22 protein-coding genes and 1 pseudogene are annotated in these 23,494 nt (G+C 66.9%); 9 read left to right on the top strand and 14 right to left on the bottom strand.

Annotation, left to right across the window (positions count from 1 at the left end; translation table 11 throughout):
* The first annotated feature begins 303 nt into the window (after positions 1 to 303).
* On the top strand, positions 304 to 2,637 hold the full coding sequence (locus MMG85_RS18550) for a glycosyl hydrolase family 18 protein (RefSeq protein ID WP_345778857.1): 2,334 nt from the start codon (positions 304 to 306) through the stop codon (positions 2,635 to 2,637).
* Positions 2,638 to 2,703: 66 nt separating this feature from the next.
* Here the strand turns inward: MMG85_RS18550 and MMG85_RS14225 are convergent, their stop codons facing one another.
* From MMG85_RS14225 to MMG85_RS14215, 3 genes are read right to left on the bottom strand one after another with little or no spacing between them, the layout of a single operon-like run.
* Positions 2,704 to 2,970, bottom strand: a complete 267-nt coding sequence (locus MMG85_RS14225; protein WP_241046618.1) for an acylphosphatase — start codon at positions 2,968 to 2,970, stop codon at positions 2,704 to 2,706.
* Positions 2,970 to 3,542, bottom strand: a complete 573-nt coding sequence (locus tag MMG85_RS14220; protein ID WP_345778856.1) for a TlpA disulfide reductase family protein — start codon at positions 3,540 to 3,542, stop codon at positions 2,970 to 2,972. The genes MMG85_RS14225 and MMG85_RS14220 overlap by 1 nt, the downstream gene beginning before the upstream one ends.
* On the bottom strand, positions 3,539 to 4,816 hold the full coding sequence (locus MMG85_RS14215) for a YihY family inner membrane protein (RefSeq protein ID WP_241046617.1): 1,278 nt from the start codon (positions 4,814 to 4,816) through the stop codon (positions 3,539 to 3,541). The genes MMG85_RS14220 and MMG85_RS14215 overlap by 4 nt, the downstream gene beginning before the upstream one ends.
* A 77-nt stretch (positions 4,817 to 4,893) precedes the next feature.
* Here MMG85_RS14215 and wrbA point away from each other — a divergent pair, with 77 nt between their 5' ends.
* The 4 genes from wrbA to MMG85_RS14195 are packed head-to-tail and all read left to right on the top strand — an operon-like array spanning position 4,894 to position 7,041.
* Complete coding sequence (gene wrbA / locus MMG85_RS14210; protein ID WP_241046616.1) at positions 4,894 to 5,490, top strand: NAD(P)H:quinone oxidoreductase; 597 nt, start codon at positions 4,894 to 4,896, stop codon at positions 5,488 to 5,490.
* Entirely contained in the window at positions 5,490 to 5,822 is a 333-nt protein-coding gene (locus MMG85_RS14205; protein WP_241046615.1) for a DUF2069 domain-containing protein, read from the top strand. The genes wrbA and MMG85_RS14205 overlap by 1 nt, the downstream gene beginning before the upstream one ends.
* A complete protein-coding gene (locus MMG85_RS14200; protein ID WP_241046614.1) occupies positions 5,822 to 6,535 on the top strand; it encodes a hypothetical protein in 714 nt (237 codons plus the stop codon). The genes MMG85_RS14205 and MMG85_RS14200 overlap by 1 nt, the downstream gene beginning before the upstream one ends.
* A gap of 20 nt (positions 6,536 to 6,555) precedes the next feature.
* Entirely contained in the window at positions 6,556 to 7,041 is a 486-nt protein-coding gene (locus tag MMG85_RS14195; RefSeq protein ID WP_241046613.1) for an asparaginase domain-containing protein, read from the top strand.
* A gap of 140 nt (positions 7,042 to 7,181) precedes the next feature.
* On the opposite strand, the gene MMG85_RS14190 is transcribed toward MMG85_RS14195, so the two are convergent.
* A complete protein-coding gene (locus MMG85_RS14190; RefSeq protein WP_241046612.1) occupies positions 7,182 to 7,526 on the bottom strand; it encodes a GNAT family N-acetyltransferase in 345 nt (114 codons plus the stop codon).
* Between the two features lie 404 nt (positions 7,527 to 7,930).
* Complete coding sequence (locus MMG85_RS14185; protein WP_241046611.1) at positions 7,931 to 8,146, bottom strand: DUF4287 domain-containing protein; 216 nt, start codon at positions 8,144 to 8,146, stop codon at positions 7,931 to 7,933.
* Between the two features lie 540 nt (positions 8,147 to 8,686).
* Between MMG85_RS14185 and MMG85_RS14180 the strand changes: the two genes are divergently transcribed.
* Positions 8,687 to 10,360 carry an EAL domain-containing protein gene (locus tag MMG85_RS14180; protein WP_241046610.1) on the top strand — a complete coding sequence of 558 codons (1,674 nt, stop codon included), beginning with the start codon at positions 8,687 to 8,689 and terminating at the stop codon, positions 10,358 to 10,360.
* 122 nt (positions 10,361 to 10,482) lie between these two features.
* Here the strand turns inward: MMG85_RS14180 and MMG85_RS14175 are convergent, their stop codons facing one another.
* Genes MMG85_RS14175 through MMG85_RS14165 form a run of 3 tightly spaced genes read right to left on the bottom strand, consistent with a single transcriptional unit; the run spans position 10,483 to position 13,496 of the window.
* Positions 10,483 to 11,040, bottom strand: a complete 558-nt coding sequence (locus MMG85_RS14175; RefSeq protein WP_241046609.1) for a hypothetical protein — start codon at positions 11,038 to 11,040, stop codon at positions 10,483 to 10,485.
* Between the two features lie 52 nt (positions 11,041 to 11,092).
* Positions 11,093 to 12,475 (bottom strand): hypothetical protein, encoded by a 1,383-nt coding sequence (locus tag MMG85_RS14170; RefSeq protein ID WP_241046608.1) that lies wholly within the window; start codon positions 12,473 to 12,475, stop codon positions 11,093 to 11,095.
* Positions 12,450 to 13,496, bottom strand: a complete 1,047-nt coding sequence (locus MMG85_RS14165) for a hypothetical protein (protein ID WP_241046607.1) — start codon at positions 13,494 to 13,496, stop codon at positions 12,450 to 12,452. The genes MMG85_RS14170 and MMG85_RS14165 overlap by 26 nt, the downstream gene beginning before the upstream one ends.
* 615 nt (positions 13,497 to 14,111) lie before the next feature.
* On the opposite strand from MMG85_RS14165, the gene MMG85_RS14160 reads away from it, so the two are divergent.
* The gene (locus MMG85_RS14160; RefSeq protein WP_241046606.1) at positions 14,112 to 15,425 is read left to right on the top strand and encodes a M12 family metallopeptidase; all 1,314 of its coding nucleotides are present in this window, start codon (positions 14,112 to 14,114) and stop codon (positions 15,423 to 15,425) included.
* Between the two features lie 10 nt (positions 15,426 to 15,435).
* Positions 15,436 to 16,455 (top strand): MvdC/MvdD family ATP grasp protein, encoded by a 1,020-nt coding sequence (locus tag MMG85_RS14155; protein WP_241046605.1) that lies wholly within the window; start codon positions 15,436 to 15,438, stop codon positions 16,453 to 16,455.
* On the opposite strand, the gene MMG85_RS14150 is transcribed toward MMG85_RS14155, so the two are convergent.
* The 5 genes and pseudogenes from MMG85_RS14150 to sufT all read right to left on the bottom strand — a co-directional run bounded on the left by MMG85_RS14150 (position 16,382) and on the right by sufT (position 20,728).
* Entirely contained in the window at positions 16,382 to 16,708 is a 327-nt protein-coding gene (locus tag MMG85_RS14150) for a YbaY family lipoprotein (RefSeq protein WP_241046604.1), read from the bottom strand. The genes MMG85_RS14155 and MMG85_RS14150 overlap by 74 nt on opposite strands.
* Before the next feature lie 149 nt (positions 16,709 to 16,857).
* Positions 16,858 to 17,091 carry a proprotein convertase P-domain-containing protein gene (locus tag MMG85_RS14145; RefSeq protein ID WP_345778858.1) on the bottom strand — a complete coding sequence of 78 codons (234 nt, stop codon included), beginning with the start codon at positions 17,089 to 17,091 and terminating at the stop codon, positions 16,858 to 16,860.
* Positions 17,092 to 17,205: 114 nt separating this feature from the next.
* A pseudogene (locus MMG85_RS14140) lies at positions 17,206 to 18,648 on the bottom strand (S8 family peptidase); the annotation flags it as partial.
* A 379-nt stretch (positions 18,649 to 19,027) separates the two neighbouring features.
* Positions 19,028 to 20,125, bottom strand: a complete 1,098-nt coding sequence (locus MMG85_RS14135; RefSeq protein ID WP_241046633.1) for a branched-chain amino acid aminotransferase — start codon at positions 20,123 to 20,125, stop codon at positions 19,028 to 19,030.
* Positions 20,126 to 20,176: 51 nt separating this feature from the next.
* Positions 20,177 to 20,728 carry a putative Fe-S cluster assembly protein SufT gene (gene sufT / locus MMG85_RS14130; RefSeq protein ID WP_241046603.1) on the bottom strand — a complete coding sequence of 184 codons (552 nt, stop codon included), beginning with the start codon at positions 20,726 to 20,728 and terminating at the stop codon, positions 20,177 to 20,179.
* 110 nt (positions 20,729 to 20,838) lie between these two features.
* Between sufT and MMG85_RS14125 the strand changes: the two genes are divergently transcribed.
* Positions 20,839 to 21,252, top strand: a complete 414-nt coding sequence (locus MMG85_RS14125; RefSeq protein WP_156383547.1) for a hypothetical protein — start codon at positions 20,839 to 20,841, stop codon at positions 21,250 to 21,252.
* A 7-nt stretch (positions 21,253 to 21,259) separates the two neighbouring features.
* Here MMG85_RS14125 and MMG85_RS14120 read toward each other — a convergent pair whose 3' ends face one another.
* A complete protein-coding gene (locus MMG85_RS14120) occupies positions 21,260 to 23,425 on the bottom strand; it encodes an alkaline phosphatase D family protein (protein WP_241046602.1) in 2,166 nt (721 codons plus the stop codon).
* Positions 23,426 to 23,494 lie beyond the last annotated feature (69 nt).

The raw sequence follows: 23,494 nt of genomic DNA, 5'->3' as shown, positions 1-23,494 counted from the left end.
TCCGTGCGCCGCCCGCGTGAACGCGCGCGCGATGATGCGCGCCGCGCGTACACGTCTCCACAGTTGACGCACGGCATGTCGCACGCCGGCAGGTTCCGTCTGCTTACCAACACGACACAGCCATTGCAGCGCCAACAATTGCGATAGCCCAACTGCATCACATCGGTTCATGCGTGCATGCGGCATACCGGCATCCGGCGGATCCGATGCGAACCGTCCACCCCACACCGCACTACCCGGCACGACGGGGACTGCCCTGCAGTCCGCGACCTCCACCTTACGCAAGGCTATGGGAGAGTGATCATGTTGAGGAGATTGGGCAGAACCTACTGGCTGATCGGCGCACTGGCGATGGCCGCCAGCGGCAGCGCCTACGCGCAGACCGTCAGCTGCAGCGGCATACCCGCGTGGACGTCGTCCACCATCTACAACCCTGGCGACAGGCTGGTGTACCAGAGCCGGCTGTACGAAGCGAAGATCCAGATCTGGAACGCACCACCGACGCATTGCACGAGCTGCGGCTGGTACCAGGACCTGGGCGCGTGCGGCACCGGCAGCAACCAGCCGCCCAGCGTCACGCTGACGGCACCCGCCAATGGCGCATCGGTCGCCACCGGCAGCACGGTGACCGTCAGCGCCACCGCCAGCGACAGCGACGGCACCATCGCGCGCGTGGAATTCTTCCGCGGCACGACGTCACTCGGCGTGGATACCGCATCGCCGTACACGGTCAGCTGGAGCAACGCGACCGCCGGCAGCCATGCCTTCCGCGCGGTCGCCACCGACAACGGCGGCGCGACCGCCCAGTCGGCCACCGCGACGATCACCGTGGGCACGGCCTCCGATACCGTCGCGCCCAGCGTACCGGGCGGATTGAACTCGCCATCGAAAACCGCGTCCAGCGTGTCGCTGGCATGGAATGCCTCCACCGACAACAGCGGTGGCAGCGGGGTGGCCGGTTACGACGTCTACCGGAACGGCTCGCTCGCGGGCTCGGCCACCGGCACCAGTTACACCAGCACGGGACTGTCGGCCAGCACCGCGTACAGCTTCACGGTCCGCGCACGCGACAATGCCGGCAATGCCTCCGCACAGAGCGGCGCCATCAGCGTGACGACATCGGCCATCAGCGACAGCGTCGCACCGTCGGTGCCCGCCAATCTGGCCGTGGTCGGCCAGACCGGCAGCAGCATCTCGCTGGCGTGGAACGCCTCCACGGACAACAGTGGCGGCACCGGCGTGGCCGGATATGACGTCTACCGCAATGGCGCACTCGCCGGGTCGTCCAGCGGCCCTGCCTACACCGTGAGCGGACTGGCCGCTGCCACCAGTTACAGTTTCACCGTCCGCGCGCGCGACGCGGCCGGCAACGCATCGGCACAGAGCGCGGCCATCACCGGCAGCACCACGTCCGGAGGCGGCGGCAGCAAGCGGCTGCTCGGCTACTTCGTGCAGTGGGGCATCTACGCACGCAACTACCGGGTGAAGAACATCGACACCAGCGGTACCGCCGCCAAGCTCACCCACATCAACTACGCCTTCGGCAACGTGCGCAACAACCGCTGCGAGGTCGGCGTGACCCAACCCACCAACGAGGCCACCGGCGCCGGCGGCGACGCATTCGCCGACTACACCAAGGCCTTCAGCGCGGCCGAAAGCGTCGATGGCGTCGCCGATACCTGGGACCAGCCGCTGCGCGGCAACTGGAACCAGTTGAGGGAACTGAAAGCCAAGCATCCCGGCCTGAAAGTGCTGATCTCGCTGGGCGGCTGGACGTGGTCGCGTGGCTTCGCCGAGGCCGCCAGGCCCGCCAACCGGCAGGCGTTCGTGGCCTCGTGCATCGACGCCTACATCCGCGGCAACCTGCCCGTCACCGACGGTGCGGGCGGTACGGGCGCGGCGCTGGGCGTGTTCGACGGCATCGACCTGGACTGGGAATACCCCAATGCCTGCGGCCTCAGCTGCGGGTCGGCGGAGGACCGCGCCAACTTCACCGCGCTGCTCGCCGAGTTCCGCCGCCAGCTCAACGCGGTGCGTCCCGGCCTGCTGCTCACCGTGGCGGTGGGTGCCGGCGTCGACAAGATCGCCGCCACCGATCCGGGCCAGTACGCGCAGCACCTGGATTTCATCAACATCATGAGCTACGACTTCCACGGCACGTGGGAACCACGCACAAACCATCATTCGGCGCTGTTCGATTCGCCCAACGATCCTTCCACCGGCGACATCCGCCTTTACAACAGCAATGATGCGGTCGAGGCCTTCCTGCAGCGGGGCGTGCCGGCGTCGAAGTTGAACCTGGGCATCGGTTTCTACGGCCGTGGCTGGACCAATGTGCCGAACGTCAACAACGGCCTGTACCAGACCGGCAGCGCTGCCGCGGGCACGTACGAAGCGGGCAACGAGGACTACCGCGTGCTGAAGAACCTGGCCTGGCCCAGCTTCATCGATCCGGTCGCGCGCGCGCACTGGATCTACAACGGCACCACGTTCTGGTCGTTCGACAACCCGGCGATCATCACCGAGAAGATGAACTACACCAAGGTGCAGGGACTGGGTGGCGCGTTCTTCTGGGAGCTCAGCGGCGACGATGCGCAGGGCACACTGGCCAAGACGATGAGTGCGGGACTGGAGTAACCGCACGCGGCGGAAGGGAAGCGGCCGAAGGGCCGCTTCCCTTCTTCTGCCGCCACGAAGATGGCGTCAGCCAGTCACGAAACCGTCGTTGACGGCCCCCTTCCAGTCGCTGCGCGCCACCTCGTCCACGCGGGCCGAGGGCGGCCCGTGGCGGAGCCATTCCTCCAGCGCGCCGAGCGCAATGGCATCGCCATGAGCGATCACCTCCACGCGGCCATCCGGCAGGTTGGTCGCACGACCCGACAGTCCCAGGTCCAGCGCACGCTCGCGGGTGGAGGCGCGGAAGAACACGCCCTGCACTTTGCCGCTGACCAGGAAGCGCGCCGCCGCCATCACGCCTTCGCTTGCGGACCGCCCGCGGCAGCGATGGCGGCCTCGATCTCCTTGCCCGTCACCGGGCCGAGGAACTGCTTGGCCACCTTGCCGTCCGGCGCGATCAGGTAGGTGAGCGGCAGGCCGCGCGGCGTGGCGAAGTCGGCCGGCGGGTTGTAGACATCGAGAATGGCGATGGGATACACCACCGGCCGTTCCTCCAGGAAGGCCTTCAGGTCGTCGGCTTCGATCTCTTCGTAGGCCAGCCCGATCACCTCGATGTGCTCGTTGTCCTTGTCCAGCGCGGACAGGTCGGGCATCTCCTTCAGGCACGGGGCGCACCAGGTGGCCCAGAAGTTCACCACCACCCACTTGCCGCGCCGTGCGGCCAGCGTGTAGTCGGCGCCATCGAGCGTCTTGACCTGCAATACCGGCACCTCCGCCGTGCGGTCGGCAGGCTTTTCGGCGTCGGGGTCCACGGTCTGCACATGCGCTTCGATCGCCGGCTCCGCCACGTCGGCGGGCGCCGAGCCTGCATTGCATGCGGCCAGCAGCAATACCGCTGCCAGTGTCAGGGAGGAAACGGACTTCATGCAGGCTCCTGGTGGGATTCGGTGAACAGGTCGCTGACGCGTTTCTTCAGCAGTTCGCGCAAGGGCATGCGCAGGTCGTCCAGCGCGACGCGCGCGGCGCGACCCAGCGCGTCGTCGTGGAACGGCAGGTGCGCTTCGGCGACCGGAATGCGCAGCTGGCAGGCTTCGTACAGGTCGCACAGCGTCAGGTCGTCCAGGTCGCGCGACAGCAGCCACTCGCCTTCCTCGTCGCGGCGCAGCAGGTTGATCTCGGACAGCTGGCCCAGCATCTGCTGGATCAGCGAGTCGGTCAGCATCGGCTCCATCGCCAGGATCTGGTCGCTATGCAGTCCCTTGCCTTTCTCGCGCGCCTGCGCGAAGCGCCCCAGCATGCGCAGCAGGCCGTACAGCTCGTAGCCCATCGGCAGCCGCAGCGCCACCGGCTGGTAGCGGAACGCGGCCATGCCCGAGGCCAGCGACGCGCCCAGCAGCACCGCCACCCAGCACAGGAAGATCCACAGCAGCAGGATGGGCGCCGCCGCCACCGCGCCGTAGATCTTCTGGTAGGTGTTGAAGCTGCCGAGATAGGCGCCCAGGCCCCACTTGGCCAGTTCCAGCAGCACCGTCGCCAGCAGCGCACCGGCCACGGCGTAGCGCCACTTGATGGTCCGGTGCGGCACCACGCGGTAGATCACCACGATGGCCGCCAGTTCGATCAGCACCGGCGCCACGCTCAGCGACAGCGTCTGCAGCCAGCGGCCGCCGTCGGTGGCGAACACCGGCAAGGCATAGAAGCGCGCCGACAGGGCCAGCGAGGCCGCCGCCATCAGCGCGCCCAGCGTCAGCACGGTCCAGTACACCAGGAAGCGCGACAGCTTGGGCCGTGCACTGCGCACCCGCCAGATGCGGTTGAAGGTGGCCTCGATGCTGTTGAGCGTGATCAGTAGCGACACCACCAGCGCGATCACGCCCACCGCGGTCAGCTTGCCGGTGTTGGCCAGGAAGCCGTCCAGCTTCGCCTTCAGGCTGACCGCCGCGCCCGGCAGGAAGTTGGCGAAGATGTAGTCGCGCAGCTGCGCGCTCCATTCCTGGAACACCGGGAACGCCGACAGCACGCCGAACACCACCATCGCCAGCGGCACCAGTGCGAACAGGGTGGTGTAGGCCAGCGAACCGGCCGCCTGGAACAGGCGGTCGTCGAGGAAGCGCTTGGCCAGGAAGCGGAAGAACGTGCCCATGCGTGCACGGTCGCGCATGCGTTCGGTCCAGCGGTTCAACGAGTCCAGAGGCTCCATGGGCGGAAGGGTAACCGATGCGTCATGGAGGCGACATCGCCGATACTAGGCACTTCCCCGGTGATGAAGACGGTCCGATGCCCGAGATCCTGGTGCTCTACTACAGCCGCGGTGGGTCCGTGGCGCGGCTGGCGCGGCAGATCGCGCGTGGCGTGGGCGAAGTGGATGGCATGTCCGCGCGGCTGCGCAGCGTGCCGCCGGTGGCGGCGGTGACCCAGCAGGCCGCACCGCCCGTGCCCGAAGACGGCGCGCCCTACGTGGACAGGCAGGACCTGGCCGACTGCGCCGGCCTGATCCTGGGCAGCCCTACCCGCTTCGGCAACATGGCCGCGCCGGTCAAGCACTTCATCGATGGCCTGGGCGCCGAATGGGCCAGCGGCACGCTGGTCGGCAAGCCGGCGGCGGTGTTCACCTCCACCGCCACCCAGCACGGCGGGCAGGAGTCCACCCTGCTGTCGATGCAGGTGCCGTTGCTGCATCACGGCTGCGTGATCATCGGCATTCCCTTCACCGAGCCGCAGCTCAGCAGCACGCGCACCGGCGGCACGCCGTACGGCGCCAGCCACGTGGCCGGTGGCGACGACGATCCGCAGCCCAGCGAGGAAGAAGCCGCGCTCGCCCGCGCGCTCGGCCGTCGCGTGGCGGATATTGCCCGTCGCCTGGGGGTGAACTGATGGACCGCTCGCGCCTGCTGCTCGCTGGCCTGCTGCAACTGCTGGCCATCCTGTATGCCGTGTGGTTCTGGGGCGACCGCCAGTACACGCTGGCGCTGCTGGTGTTCGCTCTGCCGCCGATCCTGTTGATGATCGGGGTGATGGCGCGCCGGCGCACGGCGGCGTTCTGGGCCGGCGTGTTCGCGCTGTTCTGGTTCTCGCACGCGGTGATGGTGGCGTGGGCCGATCCGGTGAAGGCGAAGTTCGCCTGGGTGGGCATCGTGCTGTCCATCGGCATCGTGCTGGCCACCAGCTGGCCGGCATTCGCCAAGCGCTTCGGTCGGAAGCCTTGATGCGCTTCGCCGTCGCGCTGTTCTTCTGCGCCTTGGCGCCGTGCGCGGGTGCGCAGGACGCGGTGTGCGAACCCGTCGAACCGGCGCGCGTGGAGAACCGCGATGGCAGCGTGCTGACCGTGCGGACCGAATGCCCTTCGCCCGAACTGCGCCGCCACATCGCCGAGCTCACCTGCGATGCCGGGCGTACCTGCGACCGCTTGGAGGTCGACCAGGAAACGGCCTACACCCCGATGGGCAACGCCGGGCCGGTGGATGTGGACGGAGACGGCCTGCATGAGGTCGAGATCCGCGGCATGTGCGGCGCGGGGCCGAACTGCGAGGGCGATATCTACCGGATCGACCCGGCCACGCGGACGCTGCAGCATTTCTTCAGCGGCGGCTACTACGAGCTGCAGTTCCTCGACGGGTGGCTGGTGCAGGCCGGGCGCAGCAGTTGCTGCAGCTGGAACTACCTGCTGTGGAAGCTGGATGCCGTCCATTCGCTGCCGCTCGACGACGGCAACCGGGACCTGCGGGCACAGGTGGACGGCAGTGGCAGCACGTACGACGAAGACGGTCGCGGGGACGCGCAATGCACGTTCCTGCGGGAAAGCGGCGATAATCGCGTGGTGGTCGCACCGCCTTCGCCGGGACTGGAAGACATGATCTGCCGGCACTACGGCGAGGCGTACCGCCTGACACCCCCGGATACAACGCCAGGCGCGCCGTGAGCGCCGGCAGGAGCCTTGAGATGGACGAGCTGCTGATCGTCACCACCGGTGGCACGATCGACAAGATCTACTTCGACGACAAGTCCGATTACCAGATCGGCGATCCGCAGATCGGCATGATCCTGCGCGAGCTGGGGGTGACGTTCCGCTTCACGGTCATCCCGATCCTGCGCAAGGATTCGCTGCACATCACCGACGAGGACCGCGAGCTGATCCGCGCCACCATCGCGGCGCAGCCGACCCGGCACGTGCTGGTGACGCATGGCACCGACAGCATGGTGCAGACCGGCCATGTGCTGGCCTCGATCACCGACAAGACCATCGTGATGACCGGCGCCCTCAGCCCGGCCCGCTTCCGCGGCTCGGATGCGGAGTTCAACATCGGCTGCGCGATCGGCGCAGTACAGTCGCTGCCGGCGGGCGTGTACATCGCCATGAACGGTCGGATCTGGGATCCGGCGAAGGTGCGGAAGAATGTCGCGGCGAACCGGTTCGAGGCGGTTTGAGGCCCACAGACTCGTGGATGCCGCAGTAACAACAAGGCCCGCTGATGCGGGCCTTGTGATTCCACGAGGGAGGGAATTGTTCTCCGACCCTTGGGACTCCATCGGAAAACTTACACCGCCCCTGTTCTGGAGGATCAGATCTACGGCGGCGAGATGACAAACGCGTAGAGGCTTGCCGACAGCGGGACGGCTTTTGCCCCCATGGCCTCATACAGCGAGATGGCCCGGTGATTGCTGGAACGCACGTTGTTGATCACCAGCTCACGGCACGCCTTCTCACGCGCTTTCTGGCGCAGCTGCTCGATCACCGTACTGCCATAGCCACGCGAGCGCTGTCTTGAATCAATCTCGATCTTCTCCAGCACGAAACTCTCGCCGGGCTCGAACCAGCCATGGGCACGACCTACCCGGCGGCCGTCGAGCCACGGCTCGATGACATAGTGCCGCCGCTGCTCGCTCTCTTCGAAGCGCCAGTCCGTTTTCATCTGGAGATCGTTTGCTTTCAATGCTTCTCTACTTGTCTGCTATGGCCGAACACTGAATCAAGCCGGGCCGCCTGGCGGCCAGGGCAAAGGGGAAACAGGGGTCCGGAAACGGGCGCCAGAATACCTTCTCCAGGCGGGTCCGCGCGAGCAGCGCGGCGAAACAGACGAAGCATGTGCCCGTGACGCAAGGCACCGACAGCACGGTGCAGGTCATAGGTTGGGGTGAGCGCAGCGAAGCCCAACACCGTCTCCGTCCTCTGCACGGAAGCGTCCACGAGGCAAGCCAACCGCGCACGCCGAGAACTCAAGGACCCATCACCTTCACCGCGCGTTGGGGTTCGCAAGCTCACCCCAACCTATGCCGCTGCCGCGAATGTCACGGCACATAGGGCGAGCGTCGCCTCCTAACCCGCGCGCTTCGCCTTTTGATATGCCACCAGTGCATTCGCATGCCCGTGGCCCATCTTGTGCTCCGTCTTCAACAACGCCACCTGCTCCATGTGCTTCAGATCGCTGACGGCCTCCAGGATCTTGAACCAGTGCTCGACTGGCTTTCCGTATTGCTTTTCTATGGAGGGGAAGTAGGAAGCCGGGCCTTTCATCTTTTCGTTCGTCGCCATTGCAGTTTGCTCACCATGGAATGAGGCAGCCGCATCGCCACGTGGTCACGCGTGTTCTGCCTTGCCTAACCGACGAACAGGCCCGCTCCGGATCGACATGACCGCCGATACCTGCGGTCTGAGCCCGCGACAAAGAACCGAATGGGTCTCTGCCTCATCTCTCCATCCCCGTTTCCCGACCTCCACTGTCACATCACACAATAGACGCTGACACATCTTCTGCGCCTCAAACCATACCGTGATGCCGGCTTGCGATGCTTCCGACGCATCACACGCGCAGCACGCGTGACAGCCCTGTTCGACGGGAGGATCATCGCGACGGGAACGAGGCACCACGACTTGGCCTGTTTCCGGACGCCACGGCGTCCATGCAGACACCGGAGATCTCGGCATCGCCGCAGGCGTGCCGGGATAACGCAAACCGACTCCGGACGAGCAGGGAAGCCGACAGCGCAACCAGCCCGGGCTTCCTCTGCCGCACCTTCACCGGAGCGGATGCAGATGACGACACGACGCGCGGTACATGTGGGATTTGCTGCCATGCTGCTCGGATACTGGGCAGGCTTGGCGGCGGGCGTCGACGCGCACTGGTTCACGCACGGGATCTACGTTGCGTTGATGGTGGGCGCTGTCGCGATGCTTTACCTGCGGGCAGTTCGTGTGCGCGAAGAGCGTTCGGCTTGGGCGCTGCTCGCCTTGGGTTTCACGCCGTGGACGCTGGGCTGGATATTGCACCTGGGTGGCGAGGCCATGGGAAACCCGTGGATATCACCGGGCCCCATCGACCTGTTCTGGATGTCGCTGTATCCGTTCGCGATGGCAGCGCTGTTCCAATTGGGGCGCCAGTTGAGTGGACTGGGAACGGCGCTGCTCACGGACATCCTGACCATCACGCTGGTGACCGCCGGCTTGGTGACGGCCGTGGCGCTGCCGCCGCTGCTGGCGACCGAGAGCCTGGGGGAACTGGGGCGACTCGTCGTCGTCGCCTATCAGGTCGGCGACAGCATTCTGGCTGCCATCGCCGTGGTGGCGTTCGCGCTCGCCGGCAGGCAGGTGAGTGCCGCCTGGGTGCTGCTCGCCGCCGCGATCCTCACGCTGGGCGTCGCCGACACCGCCTGGACGCTGGAGGCTGCCGCCACCGGCCCGGTGCCGGGCATGATCGGCTCCAACGCGCTCTACCCGCTCGGCCCGGCGCTGGCGGCGGCTGCCGCATGGCAACCGGCCCATGACCGCAGCACCAGCTTCATGGGCGCCGAGATACGCATCCATGCGGCGGTCGTGCTGGGTGTGCTGTTCGGTATCGTACTGCTGGCGGCGAACGAATGGATTGCGGTTCCCGCCGTGTCGGTGGTGCTGGTGGCGCTGGGCCTGGCGGCGGCGATGCACCGGATCTGGCACGCGCTGCTCAAGGTCCTGCGCACCACGCGCTCGGCCGCTCGCGAACGCGAACTCGTCGGCGAAGTACGCCACGCACTTGCCGCCGGCGACCTCGACCTGCATTACCAGCCGCTGGTCGACCTGCGGACAGGCGCCGTGCATGGCGCCGAAGCGCTGCTGCGCTGGGACACGCGGTGTCCGGAAGCATTCCTGCCTGCGGTAGAGCGCACCGATCTGATCCGTGCGGTCACCGACTTCGTGCTGGATCGCGCGCTCGAAGACCTCGCGCAGTGGCGTGCGTCGGGCCACGAGATTGGTGTCTCCATCAATCTGGCCGCAGCGAATCTCGAGGAAATGGATCTGCCGGAACGCGTCGCCAACGCGCTGCTCCGGCACCGGTTGCCGGGCCACCTGCTGACGCTCGAGATCACCGAGGGGGCGGCACTCAGCGCGGGCGCCATTCCCGATCGCGTGGTCGCCGCGCTGGATGCGGTGGGCGTGGCGTTCTCCATCGACGACTTCGGCACGGGACATTCGTCCCTGGTGCGCATCGCCCGCTTCCCGATCACCGAGATCAAGCTCGACCGCTCATTCGTCGGCGACATGCGGCACGCCAAGCTGCCGATCGTCGCCACCAGCATCACCCTCGCCCAGAGCCTGGGCATGCGTGTAGTCGCCGAGGGCGTCGAGGATGCCGAGACCATGGCGCAACTGCGCGCACTCGGCTGCGACATCGGCCAGGGGTATCACTTCTCCAAGCCGGTGACGCGGGACGAATTGGCCCGATGGTTGCGGCTGGCACCGCCAGCGCACAAGCCTGCCGCCGGTACGGGCTGACGTCTTTCTTAGCGTTATCCCGATGCTGGGCAAGGATGCGCCGCATATCCTCGACGAGGATCAGGACCGACCAGATTGCCGCAGCGACTGGGTCCCCACACGCACATGACCGCTCCCCCAAGCTAGCGTCTCCGTCTCGCGGCGCGGTACTGCCCCTTCTCGCCCACACGTGCCCCGGCAGGATCGGTGTGGACACAAATGACGCCTCCGCAGATCACCGCATCGGAGGCATAGAACGCCTGGACGACGGGCACGGCGTCCTCGTAGCGCTGGAGCTCTTCCTTCGTGCTGGCCAGTTCGCGCCGGTAGTAGCCCAGGACCGTCCAGGCCACGAATACCGCCAACACGAGCACCGTGCCAGCGGCCGCGAGCCACATCCAGACCATGCGACCGGCGCTCCTGATCTGCGCCGATGTGCCCGCCACTGCGGCACCATACTCGGCCGTCACCGGCGACACCGCATCACGGGCTTCGTGGGTGATGCGCACGCTGGCGCTGTCCACGATGCCGGCGACATCGCGACGGAACTGGCCGACCTCGTTCCGCAGCGACTGCACCTGTTCATTGATGGCCGCGCTCATGCGCGCCTCCCTCTGGACCATCTCCGCTCGCAACACCATCAGCGCCTTGATGGCATCGGCTGACGTGGCGCTCGCGGTTACCGCATTGACGTCTTCCATGGCGACTCCCTTGTTCTCGACATCCTTGTGAATGGGTGGACCCGACGCGGGTCTAGCGCGCCATCTGGCGGTCCTGCGACACGGCCTGTTCGGAAGCCTGGTGTTGCGCGAGCCAGCGTTCGCCCTGCGCCTCCATGTCCCGACCTTCAGCGGAGCGCGCGAACTCGGTCGCCGCGCGGTCCGCCGCAGCGCTGTCGCCAGACATGACGGCGGCGAGGTAGCGGTCGCCCACAGAATCAAGCGGAGCATGAGCATCGACCTCCTGTCCGACAAAGCGATCATTGGCGCGCGCTTCTTGCCGCCCGTCCGGTGAAGATTGCGGTTGCTCCACACTTTGTCCAACCTCACGGTCCACGTCGTGAAAAGGTCCGCCCTCGGTGGAAGTCAACACGTACTGCCAACGTGTCTGTTCACGATTCCCCAAGACGGCGGCAATGAATTCACCGTAATCCGCAGGATGGATGGTCTGACAACCTGCCGAGTCCGTGTTGTGAGGCGATCCAGCATGGATCTTGAAAGAATTGTTCAACCGTCGAATGCCGTCGATGTCATCCTGGGTGAACCACCCGTCGCCATTCGTATCGCGCTGGACAAGATCGGCATTGCGGGGCGCGCTCGCCTGCTCGGGGGTTGGCCTCAACGAGAAGTCATTGGCGTTACCCCTGGCGGGATGCGTGGCTCTCAACATTTCAAAGGAACCTTCCGCCATGCGCCCGAGGTCCGGAATCGCATCATTGTCCGCTCGCTCTCCCTGCGGCCGACGCCACTGGACGTTTGCGTAGACCGTGTCCTCTCGACCAGGCGCGGGGCGCGCATGCGCATCGTATTGCGCTGTTGGCTCGGTGTTCGCGCGATCGGCAATGAACCAGTGCCGGCTTCCGTCCAGATCCTTCCGTAGTACCACGATGTGGTCGCCATACACGCCGGTGCCCCGGCGCAACTCTCGATCATGGGCTCCGGGAATGCGTGGGTCGTCCATGGCCGCTACTGTGGACGTCTCCTTTCGGAGCCAGAGAATCACGCTGTCCCCATTCCTCAGCGCGTCGAAAGCATCACGATTTCCACGCACTTCCACCATGCTCGCATAAACGTCGAATCTCTGATCCTGAGTCAGGCCAACCAGCTCATTGGGTGCGGCCGCGTCCCTGTCGTTGTACTCGGGCATGCGAGGTGGGCGAGTCGACTGCTGCAGGCGCTCGAGTATGGGAGCCATTTCCGGCGCCTGTTGTCCCCCCATCCGATCCAGCTCCACGCTTGCCCCTACCGCAACGTAACGATCCAGGGCCTCCTGCACGACCAGCCTCTCACCTGTGCGCTCTTGTTCAAGCATACGAAACGCCTCCGCGCCCCGCCCTTGCTGAAGGTGCTCGATCACCCCGTCCGCGGCCGCGCGAATGTCGATGTCGGTCTCATTGGTCGGATGAGGATTCGTCATTTGGCCCTCCTGGCCGTTGGGTAGAGACAGGGACGAGATAGCGATCCGCGTGACTGTCGTATCCGGCGTCACACGTGGACGAAGCCGATCCAGAGATTCGGCAAGGCCAGAGCGCCGTGGAGATCGTCTCGCGCAGTTCCATGCGCCTTCCATTCCAAACCAGGAAGCCAAAGTGGGCTACGTTTCTCTTGCCCCAGTAGTAATCCTCAAAGGCGCGCGGATCCGATGACGGCATGTCGGGCGGCTGATACTCGCCCTCCTGTACAGGGCGTAGCACCCAGCGCAGTACCGGAACATAGGCCAGCCTGCTGACATCCATGTGGACGTCGCTATCGACGGCGTCACCCCTCTCTCGAATGTATGCTCCATAACGGACATGCTCTTGAGCATTCATGCGCGGCGGCGGCGGCGATGCTTCGGACGTCACATCCCGGGGCACCTGATCCTTCTCCACCCGATAGAGCGTGAACTTGCGTTGGTACATGCCTGCAGGACGACACCGACGCTCCCGCGCCGAGCTCCTGATGGGCAACTCTTCACACTCGGGGCCATACACCATGTACACGGTGACGTCCGGATCAGGAGCCTCGAAGGACCGGATCCAGAATGGACTGTAGGAATCGAGAACCGCGAGGATATCGTGACGCTGACCCATACCCTTGACGAATCTGAAACTATGTCTTGATCCGGAGAGTCGTTCCCGCTCGGACTCTACCAAGAGCGGGTGCTGGTCCGGAATGTTGCGAATGAACGAGGCAAAGTGTTCTGGCAGCTTGCCCGTGCAGGCCATGTCTTCCAATGGCTCATCGGTGGTTGCACCAGCGCTGCAATCGGCGCCCATCGCAACCTCTTCTGTGTAGAAAGATGCTTGATGATTGCCTGTCACGGCGTACGAGTTTGCAGCCTGCCCATGTTGCGGAGAACGCGCACCGCTCTGAGCTTCGCTTGGCACAGAGGCGCAGGCTGCGAGCGACAGCGCAAACACCAAACTCATGGGCGCTGCCGGGCTACTGATCGACATATCGGGTTCTCCTTTCAGACATCGCCCCTTCCTGCTCGCTGCCTGCGTTACATAGGCATGGGGCGGTGATCGCCACGTTCCTACACCTCGCGCGAAGGAAATGCATGTAGTCGCATGGCGATGCTTTGTTTTTTGGCAACGATCGGGACGACAGCAATGTGATATGCACGTGGCCGTGCGCTAGAAAAGCTGAAGAATGCAAGGACAAGCTCGAAGCCTGTCTACAGGGTTCTACCCCGTCCCCTCGCGACATCGCGTCGAGCGCATCCCCAGAATGTGACACTTGCGCCGAGATCTGACCGCGCATGACGCATGCGCGAAGCCATGTACATGAATGTAGTCGATTCCGTCGCGTGTGCTGACGAGCGGTATGTCGTGGCTGGCCCGTGCACCGGGACCTGCGCGTTGTTGAAGGGTGAAGCAGAGCGGAACACGACCGCACGCACGTGATCGACGCGCGATCGCGATGCCCGAAGCCCTTCCTGAGCAAGGCGCTTCCCGCATATCACCGGCCCTCTCCTCTGCTGCAGTCGCGGCGTGATCGTCCACGGGGCGCATGCGCCGCCGCGCTCGCCCCTCGCGAGGAAGGCAGTTCATCCAACAGGAGATCCGGACATGGCAACCAAGAAGAACCCCCCGTCGCGCGCCGCAGGCGGCGGAGCGAACGATGGCGGCAGCGGCAGGACGGGTGAGTTCAGGGGCGCGGGGCCGGTGCGTACCGCGCTGATCCGCGGCGACACCTTCGGCGTCAGGCCCGTGCAGTACGTCGAAGTCGATGGCATGGCGATGTTCGAAGGCGACATCGTGCTGGGCACGGTGGAGGAAGTGGAGCGCATGTCGGACATGCTGCGCGAGGAAAGCGCATCGGGCGTCGTGCATGCGGTGATGATCTCCGGCGCGCAGTTCCAGTGGCCCAACTGCCGCGTGCCCTTCACCATCGACGCAGCGCTGCCCAACCAGCAGCGGGTAACCGACGCGATCGCGCACTGGGAGGCCAATACGCGCTTCCGCTTCGTGCCGCGGACAACCGAAGCCGACTTCGTCACCTTCCGCACCGGCTCGGGCTGCTCCGCGCAGGTCGGGCGGCGCGGCGGCCAGCAGTTCGTCAACCTCGCCGCGGGCTGCACGCTGGGCAACACGATCCACGAGATCGGCCATGTGGTCGGGCTGTGGCACGAACAGAGCCGCGAGGACCGCGACACGTTCGTCCGCATCAACTGGGAGAAGATCCAGTCCGGCTTCGAGCACAACTTCAACCAGCACATCACCGACGGCGACGACATCGGGCCTTACGACTACGGCTCGATCATGCATTACCCGCTGAACGCGTTCAGCGTGGACGGCAGCAATACCATCACGCCGATCGGCACGGTGCCGCCCGGCACGGTGATCGGCCAGCGCGCGGCGCTGTCGGCCGGCGATATCGCGGCGGTCAATTCGCGCTGCCCCGCCGTGACCATCAAGGAATCGATCAAGGACAACATCGCCGATACGCGCAAGGAACAGATCTTCGATACGCGCAAGGAGCAGATCAAGGACATCCGGCTGGACACGCGCAAGGAACTGATCACCGACACGCTGAAGGAACAGATCCGCGACACGGTCAAGGAAGGCGTGTTCGACCCCGGCCCGACCCTGGCCGAGAACGTGTTCACGCCCGGACGGCCGCCCATCCTGGTCAACCCGCAGCTCAATCCGCAGCTCAATCCCGCGCTCGTCGGCAGCACGCCGTTCGCGGTGGCCACGCCGCACGAGGCCACGGCCGCCGGCGCCGCAGGCACGGCGGCGGAGCTGGACAACGAACTGCACCAGCTGGCGGAAGAACTGGCGCGGCTGGATGCCGCCCGCGGCTCGCTGCAGGCCCAGTACGACCAGACCCGCGCGCTGCTGGAGCAGATGCTGCGGCAGGACGACGGCGCGGCCGGCTGAGGAGGCGGTGATGATCGTGGTGATCTCCCATCCGGACGATGCACACGCCATGCGCGTGATCCGTTGCCTGGAAGAACGCGGCGAGCCGGTCCTGTTGCTGGACCTGGCCCAGCTGCCCCGGCACGCGACCCTGACGGTGGACTACCGGCACGGGCCGCGTCCGCAGATCCGCTACCGCCAGGCCGACGGCACGGTCCATCCGCTGCACGACGCGAGCGCCGTCTGGTGGCGGCGCCCACAGGCACCGGACCTGTCGGAGGTGACCGATCCGCAGACCCACATGTTCACCGCCAACGAGTGGAACGAGGCACTGAACGGCCTCTGGCAACTGCTGCAGGACGCGCGCTGGATGAACGAGCCGAACCGCGACGACGCCGCGTCGCGCAAGGCCCGCCAGTTGCGGGTGGCGGCGGAAGTCGGGCTGCGCACGCCGCGCACGCTGATCACCTCCGATCCGGACGAGGCGCGCGGCTTCATCCGCGATCTCGCGCCACGGGATGTGATCTACAAGACCTTCTCGTGCACCCACGCCATCTGGCGGGAGACGCGCATGCTGCGGGAAGCGGACCACGCCCAGCTGGACACCGTGCAGGTCGCACCGGTGATCTTCCAGGAGTACGTGCCCGCCCGCGCCGACCTTCGCGTCACCGTGGTCGACGGCAGGCTATTTCCGGCCGCCATCGCCTGGACGCCGCGCGCCGGCTCGATCGATTTCCGTCGCAACGTGGGCGAAGCCACGATCACCGCCGAGGTCCTGCCCGCGGACGTCCACGACCGCGTGCTGGCACTGATGGAACGGCTTGGCCTGGTCTACGGGGCGATCGACCTGCGGCGCACGCCGGATGACGAGTACTACTTCTTCGAGGTGAACACTGCGGGCGAGTTCCTGTTCATCGAGGACCGCACCGAGCTGCCGATTGCCTCGGCGATCGCCGACTGGCTGGCGGGGCGTGCGCTCAGCCTACCCGACGCAGTTCCACGCGCATCCGCGCGGCCGCGTGCGATGCCAATGGATACGATTGCGTCGTGATGTAGTCGCCGACGGAGACCTTGCCGTCGCCATCCGCATCCAGGTGCACCCAGACGATGGCGCCGGCTGCCCGCGCATCCAGGCGCAGCTCGACGGGAAACAGCGCCGCGTCGGCCGGCGTGCGGGTTTCCATGCGATGCAGGACACGGGCCGGACCATCCGCCCAGGAGGCGTCGCGCACTTCGACCCTCAGCGCGCTGCCCGGCGGCAGTGCGGTCCCGTCGGCAGCCACGATGTCCAGCCAGAGGTCCATGCGTACCGAGTATAAGCAAATGCCGGCGCTGCGCCTCGCTGGAGGCCTCCATCCGTCGGGCCGCATGCGCGCAACCCGGAAACGTCGAATCCCCGGCGCGGAGCCGGGGATTCGCCATGCGCATCCTGCGCGTTCCCCTCAGGGGATCCTCAGAAGGTGATGCTCCAGCTGTTGATGTAGCCCACGTCGGCCGAGGCACGGTCGCGGGCGCGCAGGCGCCAGCTGCCGTTGAGGGCTTCGCCGGACAGGTTGACCGTGTAGGTCTGGTTGATGTTGTCGGCACTGCCGCCGCTGCGGTTGTGCAGCACGTACACCGAACCGTCCGGCGCCAGCAGGTCGACGATCAGGTCGCCCTTGTACGTGTGCACGATGTTCACCGCCACCTGCGCATTGCTCGGCGCGTTGCCGGTACGGCCCGACACGGCGATGGTGCTGGTCACGCCGGTGGTGTTGTTGTCGGGAATGCTGACATCGGTGCCGTTGGTATAGGTCTGCGTGCCGCCGCCCGGGGGCGTGCCGCCCTGCGCCGCCACCACCGCACCGTCGGCATTGGCGATGCCCGCGCCGCAACCGCCCGAGCACGTGCCCGGCAACGCACGCGCGGTGCTCTTCAGGATGCTCTCCACCTGCGCCGGGGTCAGCGGCGAAGGCGCGGCCGCCTGCATCAGCGCCACCACGCCGGCCACGTGCGGGGCCGCCATCGAGGTGCCGTTGTACGACGCGTAGCTGGCGCTGCCCGGCGTGGTGCTGCCGGTGTTGAGCGTGGACAGGATGCTCGCGCCCGGCGCGGAGATGTCGATGCCGGTGCCGTAGTTGGAGAAGCTGGCACGCGAACCGGCCGACGTGGTCGCTGCCACCGCCACCACGTTGGGGCAGTTCGCCGGCACCGCGCTGGACACGTTGGTGTTGCTGTTGCCGGCTGCCACCACCACGGTGGTGCCGCGACCGACCGCCCCGTTGATCGCGTTCTGGTAGGTGGTGGAGCAGCTGCCGCCGCCACCCAGCGACATGTTGATCACTTCGGCCGGATTGGCATTGGCGGGCACGCCGCTGACGGTGCCGCCCGAGGCCCAGGTGATGGCATCGGCGATGTCCGAGGTCAGGCCGCCGCAGCGTCCCAGCACGCGCACCGGCACCACCTTGGCGCCGAACGCGGTACCGGCCACGCCGGTGGCGTTGTTGGTCACCGCCGCGACCGTGCCGGCCACGTGGGTGCCGTGCCAACTGGAGTTGCTGACCGGCGAGCCGCTGTAGCACTCGTTCGCCACCGGGTTCCAGTCGCCTTCGTCGTTCGGGTTGGCATCGCGGCCGTTGCCGTCGCGCGAGACGAAGGTGTCGCTGATGAAGTCGTAGCCCGGCAGGATGTTGGCGTTGAGGTCGGCATGGTTGGTGATGCCGGTGTCGATGACCGCCACCACCACGCCCGCGCCGGTGGACTTGTCCCACGCCGGACGCACGTTGATGCCCGACGCCGTGGTGCCGAAGCCCCACTGCTCGGACAGGCGCGTATCGTTGGGCGTCAGCACCGGATACATGCGCTGGTCGACTTCCACGTATTCGACGTTCGGATCGGCCGCCAGCTGGCGCATCAGCGATTCGGCTTCCACCCGGTCCAGCTTGCGGTCGGCACGCACCACGTCCGCCCCGCCCGCCGCCAGGCGGCGCAGCTTCTGCAGGCCCAGCGCGCGGCCGCCGCGCTTGGCGACGCCGGTGGCGGCCGCCGTGCTCAGCGAACGCTGCAATTGCGTCGCATCGGCACTCTCCGTGCTGCCGTCGCGGTACTTGACGATGAAGCGGTCGTAGCCGCCCGGTTCTTCGACCTGCAGGCCGCTCATGTCCACGCGACCGGCCATCGCCGGCAACGCGTACAGCGATGCCAGCACGGCGGACGACAGGCACAGCAGGCGTACACGCGAACCACGCTTTGCAATTCCAGACATCAGACTCTCCCTCAAAATAGAAATGAAAGGCCGCCAATGCGGCAATAACCCGGTCGAGGGCGCAGGGCTGCTACGGGAGGGGGTGGACGGGCTGTTGCGTTCGACCGGATGCACGCCATGCGATGCACAGCGCAACGACGACGCTAACGGAGTGCGCGCACATGAATCAGCGATGAAAGACACACTTCGCATCGGCATGTTGCAAACGTAATCACCGGGATACACGCATGAAGTGCAGGTCACCGGTGGACATGCGCAGGTAGATTCATTTACGTGGTTTGCGCGTGACGAGTGCGAATTTTTTATTCGCGTTTGCGCAATCCGAAGACATAAAAAAAGCCCGCTTTTCAGCGGGCTTTTTTTTGCCATGCAACGCGCCTCAGTCGCGCAACTTCACCAGCCAGCCATGGCGGTCCGGCAGGCGACCGTACTGGATGTCGGTGAGCTCCTTGCGGATGCCCATGGTCACTTCGCCGGCCGGCGCGGTGAGGTCGCCGACCTCAAAGCCCTTGCCCTTGAGCTGGCCGATCGGGGTGATCACGGCGGCGGTGCCGCAGGCGAAGACTTCGACGATCTCGCCCGAGGCGACGCCCTGCTTCCATTCGTCGATGGAGACCTTGCGCTCTTCCACGGCGTGGCCGCGGTCGCGTGCGATCTGGATGATGCTGTCGCGGGTGATGCCTTCCAGGATGCTGCCCGACAGTTCCGGCGTGACGATGTGGCCGTCCTTGTAGACGAGGAACACGTTCATGCCGCCCAGCTCTTCCAGGTACTTGCCTTCCACCGGGTCGAGGAACAGCACCTGCGAGCAGCCCTGCGCCTGCGCTTCCTGCTGCGGCAGCAGCGACGCGGCGTAGTTGCCGCCGCACTTGGCCGCGCCGGTGCCGCCCTTGGCCGCGCGCGCATAGTCCTCGGACAGCCAGATGGCCACCGGCGCCACGCCCTTGGCGAAGTACGCGCCGGCCGGGCTGGCGATGACGTAGTAGCCGGCCTGCTGCGCGGCACGCACCCCGAGGAAGGCCTCGGTGGCGATGATGAAGGGACGGAAGTACAGGCTGGTCTCCGGCGCCGACGGCACCCAGTCGCCATCAATGGCGACCAGCTGGCGCAGCGATTCGACGAACTCGTCGACCGGCAGCGGCGGCAGTGCCAGGCGTGCGGCCGAGCGCTGCAGGCGCTTGCCGTTGGCGGCAGGACGGAAGGTCCAGATGGAACCGTCGGCGTGGCGATAGGCCTTGATGCCCTCGAAGATCTCCTGGCCGTAATGCAGCACCGAGGCGGCCGGGTCGAGCGACAGCGGACCGTAGGCGCGCACTTCGGCGTCGTGCCAGCCCTGTGCCTTGTCCCAGGTGATGGCGACCATGTGGTCGGTGAAGTGCAGGCCGAACCCGGGACTGGCGAGGATGGCGTCGCGCTCGGCGGCCGTGCGGGCCTTCTCGTTGCGGGTGACGCGGTAGGTCAACGGGGCGGCGTTCATCACGTTCATCTCTTCCTTCCTGACGGGTTCTGCGGTGGCGAGCCCGGAGGCTCAGAGCATGCCGGTTTCCAGCTTGGCGGCATCGGACATCATGTGGCGGCCCCACGGCGGGTCGAACACCAGCTCGACATCGGCCTCGGCGACGGTGGGGATCATCTCCAGCTTGCTGCGCACGTCGTCGACCAGGATCTCGCCCATGCCGCAGCCGGGCGCGGTCAGCGTCATCTTCACGTCGACGCCGCGCTGGCCATCTTCGCGGGTGGTGAGGTTGGCTTCGTACACCAGGCCGAGGTCGACGATGTTGAACGGGATTTCCGGATCGAAGCAGGTGCGCAGCTGGTTCCACACCAGGGCTTCGACTTCCTCGTCGCTGGCATCGGCGGGCAGCGACAGCGGCTCGGACGGTTCCTTGCCGATGGCGTCGGCATCGCGGCCGGCGATGCGCATCAGGTTGCCCTCGACGAAGACGGTATAGCTGCCACCCAGTGCCTGGGTGATGTAGCCATAGCTGCCGGCCGGCAGGGTGACGAGTTCGCCCTGCGGCACCAGCACGGCGGCGCAGTCGCGGGAGAATTGGACGGGTTCGCTGCTGCGGGAATACATGCCGGACCAGATGGGGGCGCGCGTGGGGCGCTGCAAGGCGGCCTATTGTAACGCCCGCGCCCCGGCGGTCGCGTTCAGGCCGTATCCTTGGCGGCCCTGCCGGAGTCTCCATGTCCCCTGCCCCGCGTCGCAACGCCCGCTGGCTTGTTCCCCTGATGCTCGTGCTGGCCAGTGCCTGCGTGCTGGTGATCTGGGTGGCGCTGGCGGTCTACCTGCAACGGCAGGCCGGCTGGATGGCCCTGCTGGCTGCGCTGGACGTGGTGCTGGTCGTGCGCCTGGGCGGCATGGCCGCCGGCCCGCGGCGCGCGGTGCTGGCGGCGCTGGTCACGGTGGCGATCTGCGCGCTGGCGCTGTGGACGATCGCCGCCACCCAGATGGGCTTCCCGTTCGGGCTCAGTCCCTGGGATTCGGTGTTGCGGCTGGGCGCGCACCACGCGTGGACGCTGATTTCCCTGACCACCACGCCGCTGGATGTGGTGGCATTGCTGGTGGCGCCGCTGCTGGCGGCGTGGTGGACGCGCTGAGGCCACCTCAGGCCGGCGTCCGCAGCACGCGCTCGCCATTCGGCGCCAAGGTGACCGAGAACGTTTCACGCAGCAATGCCGCTTCGATGCGGGTCGCGTCGTCGTAGAGCCGCTGGCCGCACAGGTCTGCCGGCAGCAGCAGGAACCGAACGTCGCAGGCACCGGCGGCATCGCGCTGGAACAGGCCAACGCCGTGGTGACGCGTCTGCGCGTGGCGGATGCGTGGGTCTCCGGCCGCCAGCAGGGCATCCAGTCCGGCGACCAGGCGCTCGCCCGCCGCAGCGGTGGCGGGATCGGCCTTCGCCGCGTCCGCCATGATGGCCGAGAGCGTGGACGACGAGATCGCCGGCGCCGTGAACTCCACGGTCTTGCCGGAATGCCGGGTGGCGAAACTGGCATGGATGTCGCCCGACAGCACCACCGCGCCGGCCGTGCGGTCCAGCGCCGCCACCAGCGCATCGCGCTGCACGCCGAAGCCATCCCACTGATCGACGTTGAGGTAGAACTTCCTTCGCAGCAGCGGCGGCGCATCGAGCGCGGGATGGGACAGGTCCAGCACCATCGGCGTCATCGAGACCGAACTGGCGACGAGGAAGGTGCGCGACGCGTCCTGATCCAGCTGCGTGGCCAGCCACGCCTGCTGGGCGTCGCCCAGCGCGGGCGGCAAGGCACCCTCGGCCTGGCGCAGGGCGAGCAGCAGGTCGTAGCTGTCCTTCACCACCATGTAGCGGCTGCCGAGGTGGCTGAAGAGCGCGCTCTTGCCGAACGCCAGCCACGGCAGGCCGCGCGGATAGTCGTCGCCGGCTTCCGGCGGAAGCTCGACGCCCATGAAGCCAGGTACCGCGGCGTTGTAGCGCGCCAGCACATCGCGCACCACGTACACCGCCATCGGCTGGGCGGACAGGGTCGCCGCCCGCGCCGCGGCAGCCTTCCGGTCCACGCCGGCGTCGGTGTAGGCCCGGGTCAGCGCGCGCCGTAGCGGCTTGCGCAGGGTCTTCCAGCGGTCGTCGGCGAGATCCAGGTACGGCATCAGCGCCGCCGCCAGCGTCGGCCATGCCATGCCCAGTTGCGGGGCCAGTCGCCGCAGTGCGGCTTCGTCGTACGCCAGCGCGCCCGGGAACGCATCCTCCGGAATCGGATGGTCCGGCCGATGGCTGCGATAGTCGAGCAACAACAGGCTGGCATCGCGCCCGTAGTCCAGCCGTCGCCAGAGCCGTGCATGCGGATGCAGGCGCGCTTCGTCCACCGCCTGTACGCCGGCGGCGTCCACTTCGCCGACCTCGACATCGACGGGCATGTACTCGAAATAGGCGCGCTCGGCGTTGCGGCGACGGCGGGCATCGCCTTCCTCCTGCCGGCCGTCCTCATAGGTCGCGTGGTCCTGCCAGCAGTCGTCGCTGAACTCGTGGTCGTCCCAGATGGCGATCAGCAGCGCCTGCAGCGCGCTGTCGGTGCGGTACTGGCGATGCAGCTGGCGGTAGTTGTCCAGGCTGGCCGCGGCGAGGTAGCCGCCGCCCACGGCGCCCACCCGCAGCGCACCGTCCATGTCGTCGAAGACGATGCCGCGTGCGCCATCGGCGCGCTGGAAACTGGTGTCGCCGACCGATTCGTAGACGAAGTCGCCCAGGTGCAGCACGAAGTCGAGGTCTTCCTGCAGCAGCGGCACCAGGCTGTTGTACCAGCGCCCACCGTAGTCCTGGCAGCTCATGAAGGCGAAACGCAGCGGCGGCGTCGGCGCATCCGCGGCGGGAGCGGTGCGCGTCATGCCCACCGGCGACGAGACCCACGCGTTGCCTTCGCGACGCAGGAAGCGGAAGTGGTAGCGCCGTCCCGGCTGCAGGTCCTGCACGCGCACGCGCAGGCAGTGGTCGTGCTCGGCGCGCGCGGTGAGCTCGCGCTCGATGCGCAGTTGCGAGAACGCGGCATCGTCGGCCACCTGCAGGCGCACGGCGACATCGCCCCCGGCCGCATCGGGCACGCGCGTCCACAGCAGCACGCGGTCCGGCCGCGGATCCCCGGACGCGACCGACTGCGGAAACGCATCGCGCCGCATCGCGGGCATGGCCCGGGCGGGAAACCAGCGGCTCGCGAACGGCAGGCTGGCGGCGGCCAGCGTGAGCTTGAGGAACGCACGGCGCGAGGGGCGCAGCGCGGAGGGATCGGATGCGTTCACGCAGGGCTCCATGTCGCGAAGCCGCGCAGCATCGCCGGCGCAGGTTGCGGTGATGTGGCAATCGCGCCC

Origin of the sequence: Pseudoxanthomonas sp. LH2527, assembly GCF_022539275.1 — a bacterium.
Taxonomy (GTDB): Bacteria; Pseudomonadota; Gammaproteobacteria; order Xanthomonadales; family Xanthomonadaceae; genus Pseudoxanthomonas_A.
The sequence above is the reverse complement of the archived record's forward strand: the minus strand, read 5'-3'. Positions and strand labels throughout refer to the sequence as shown.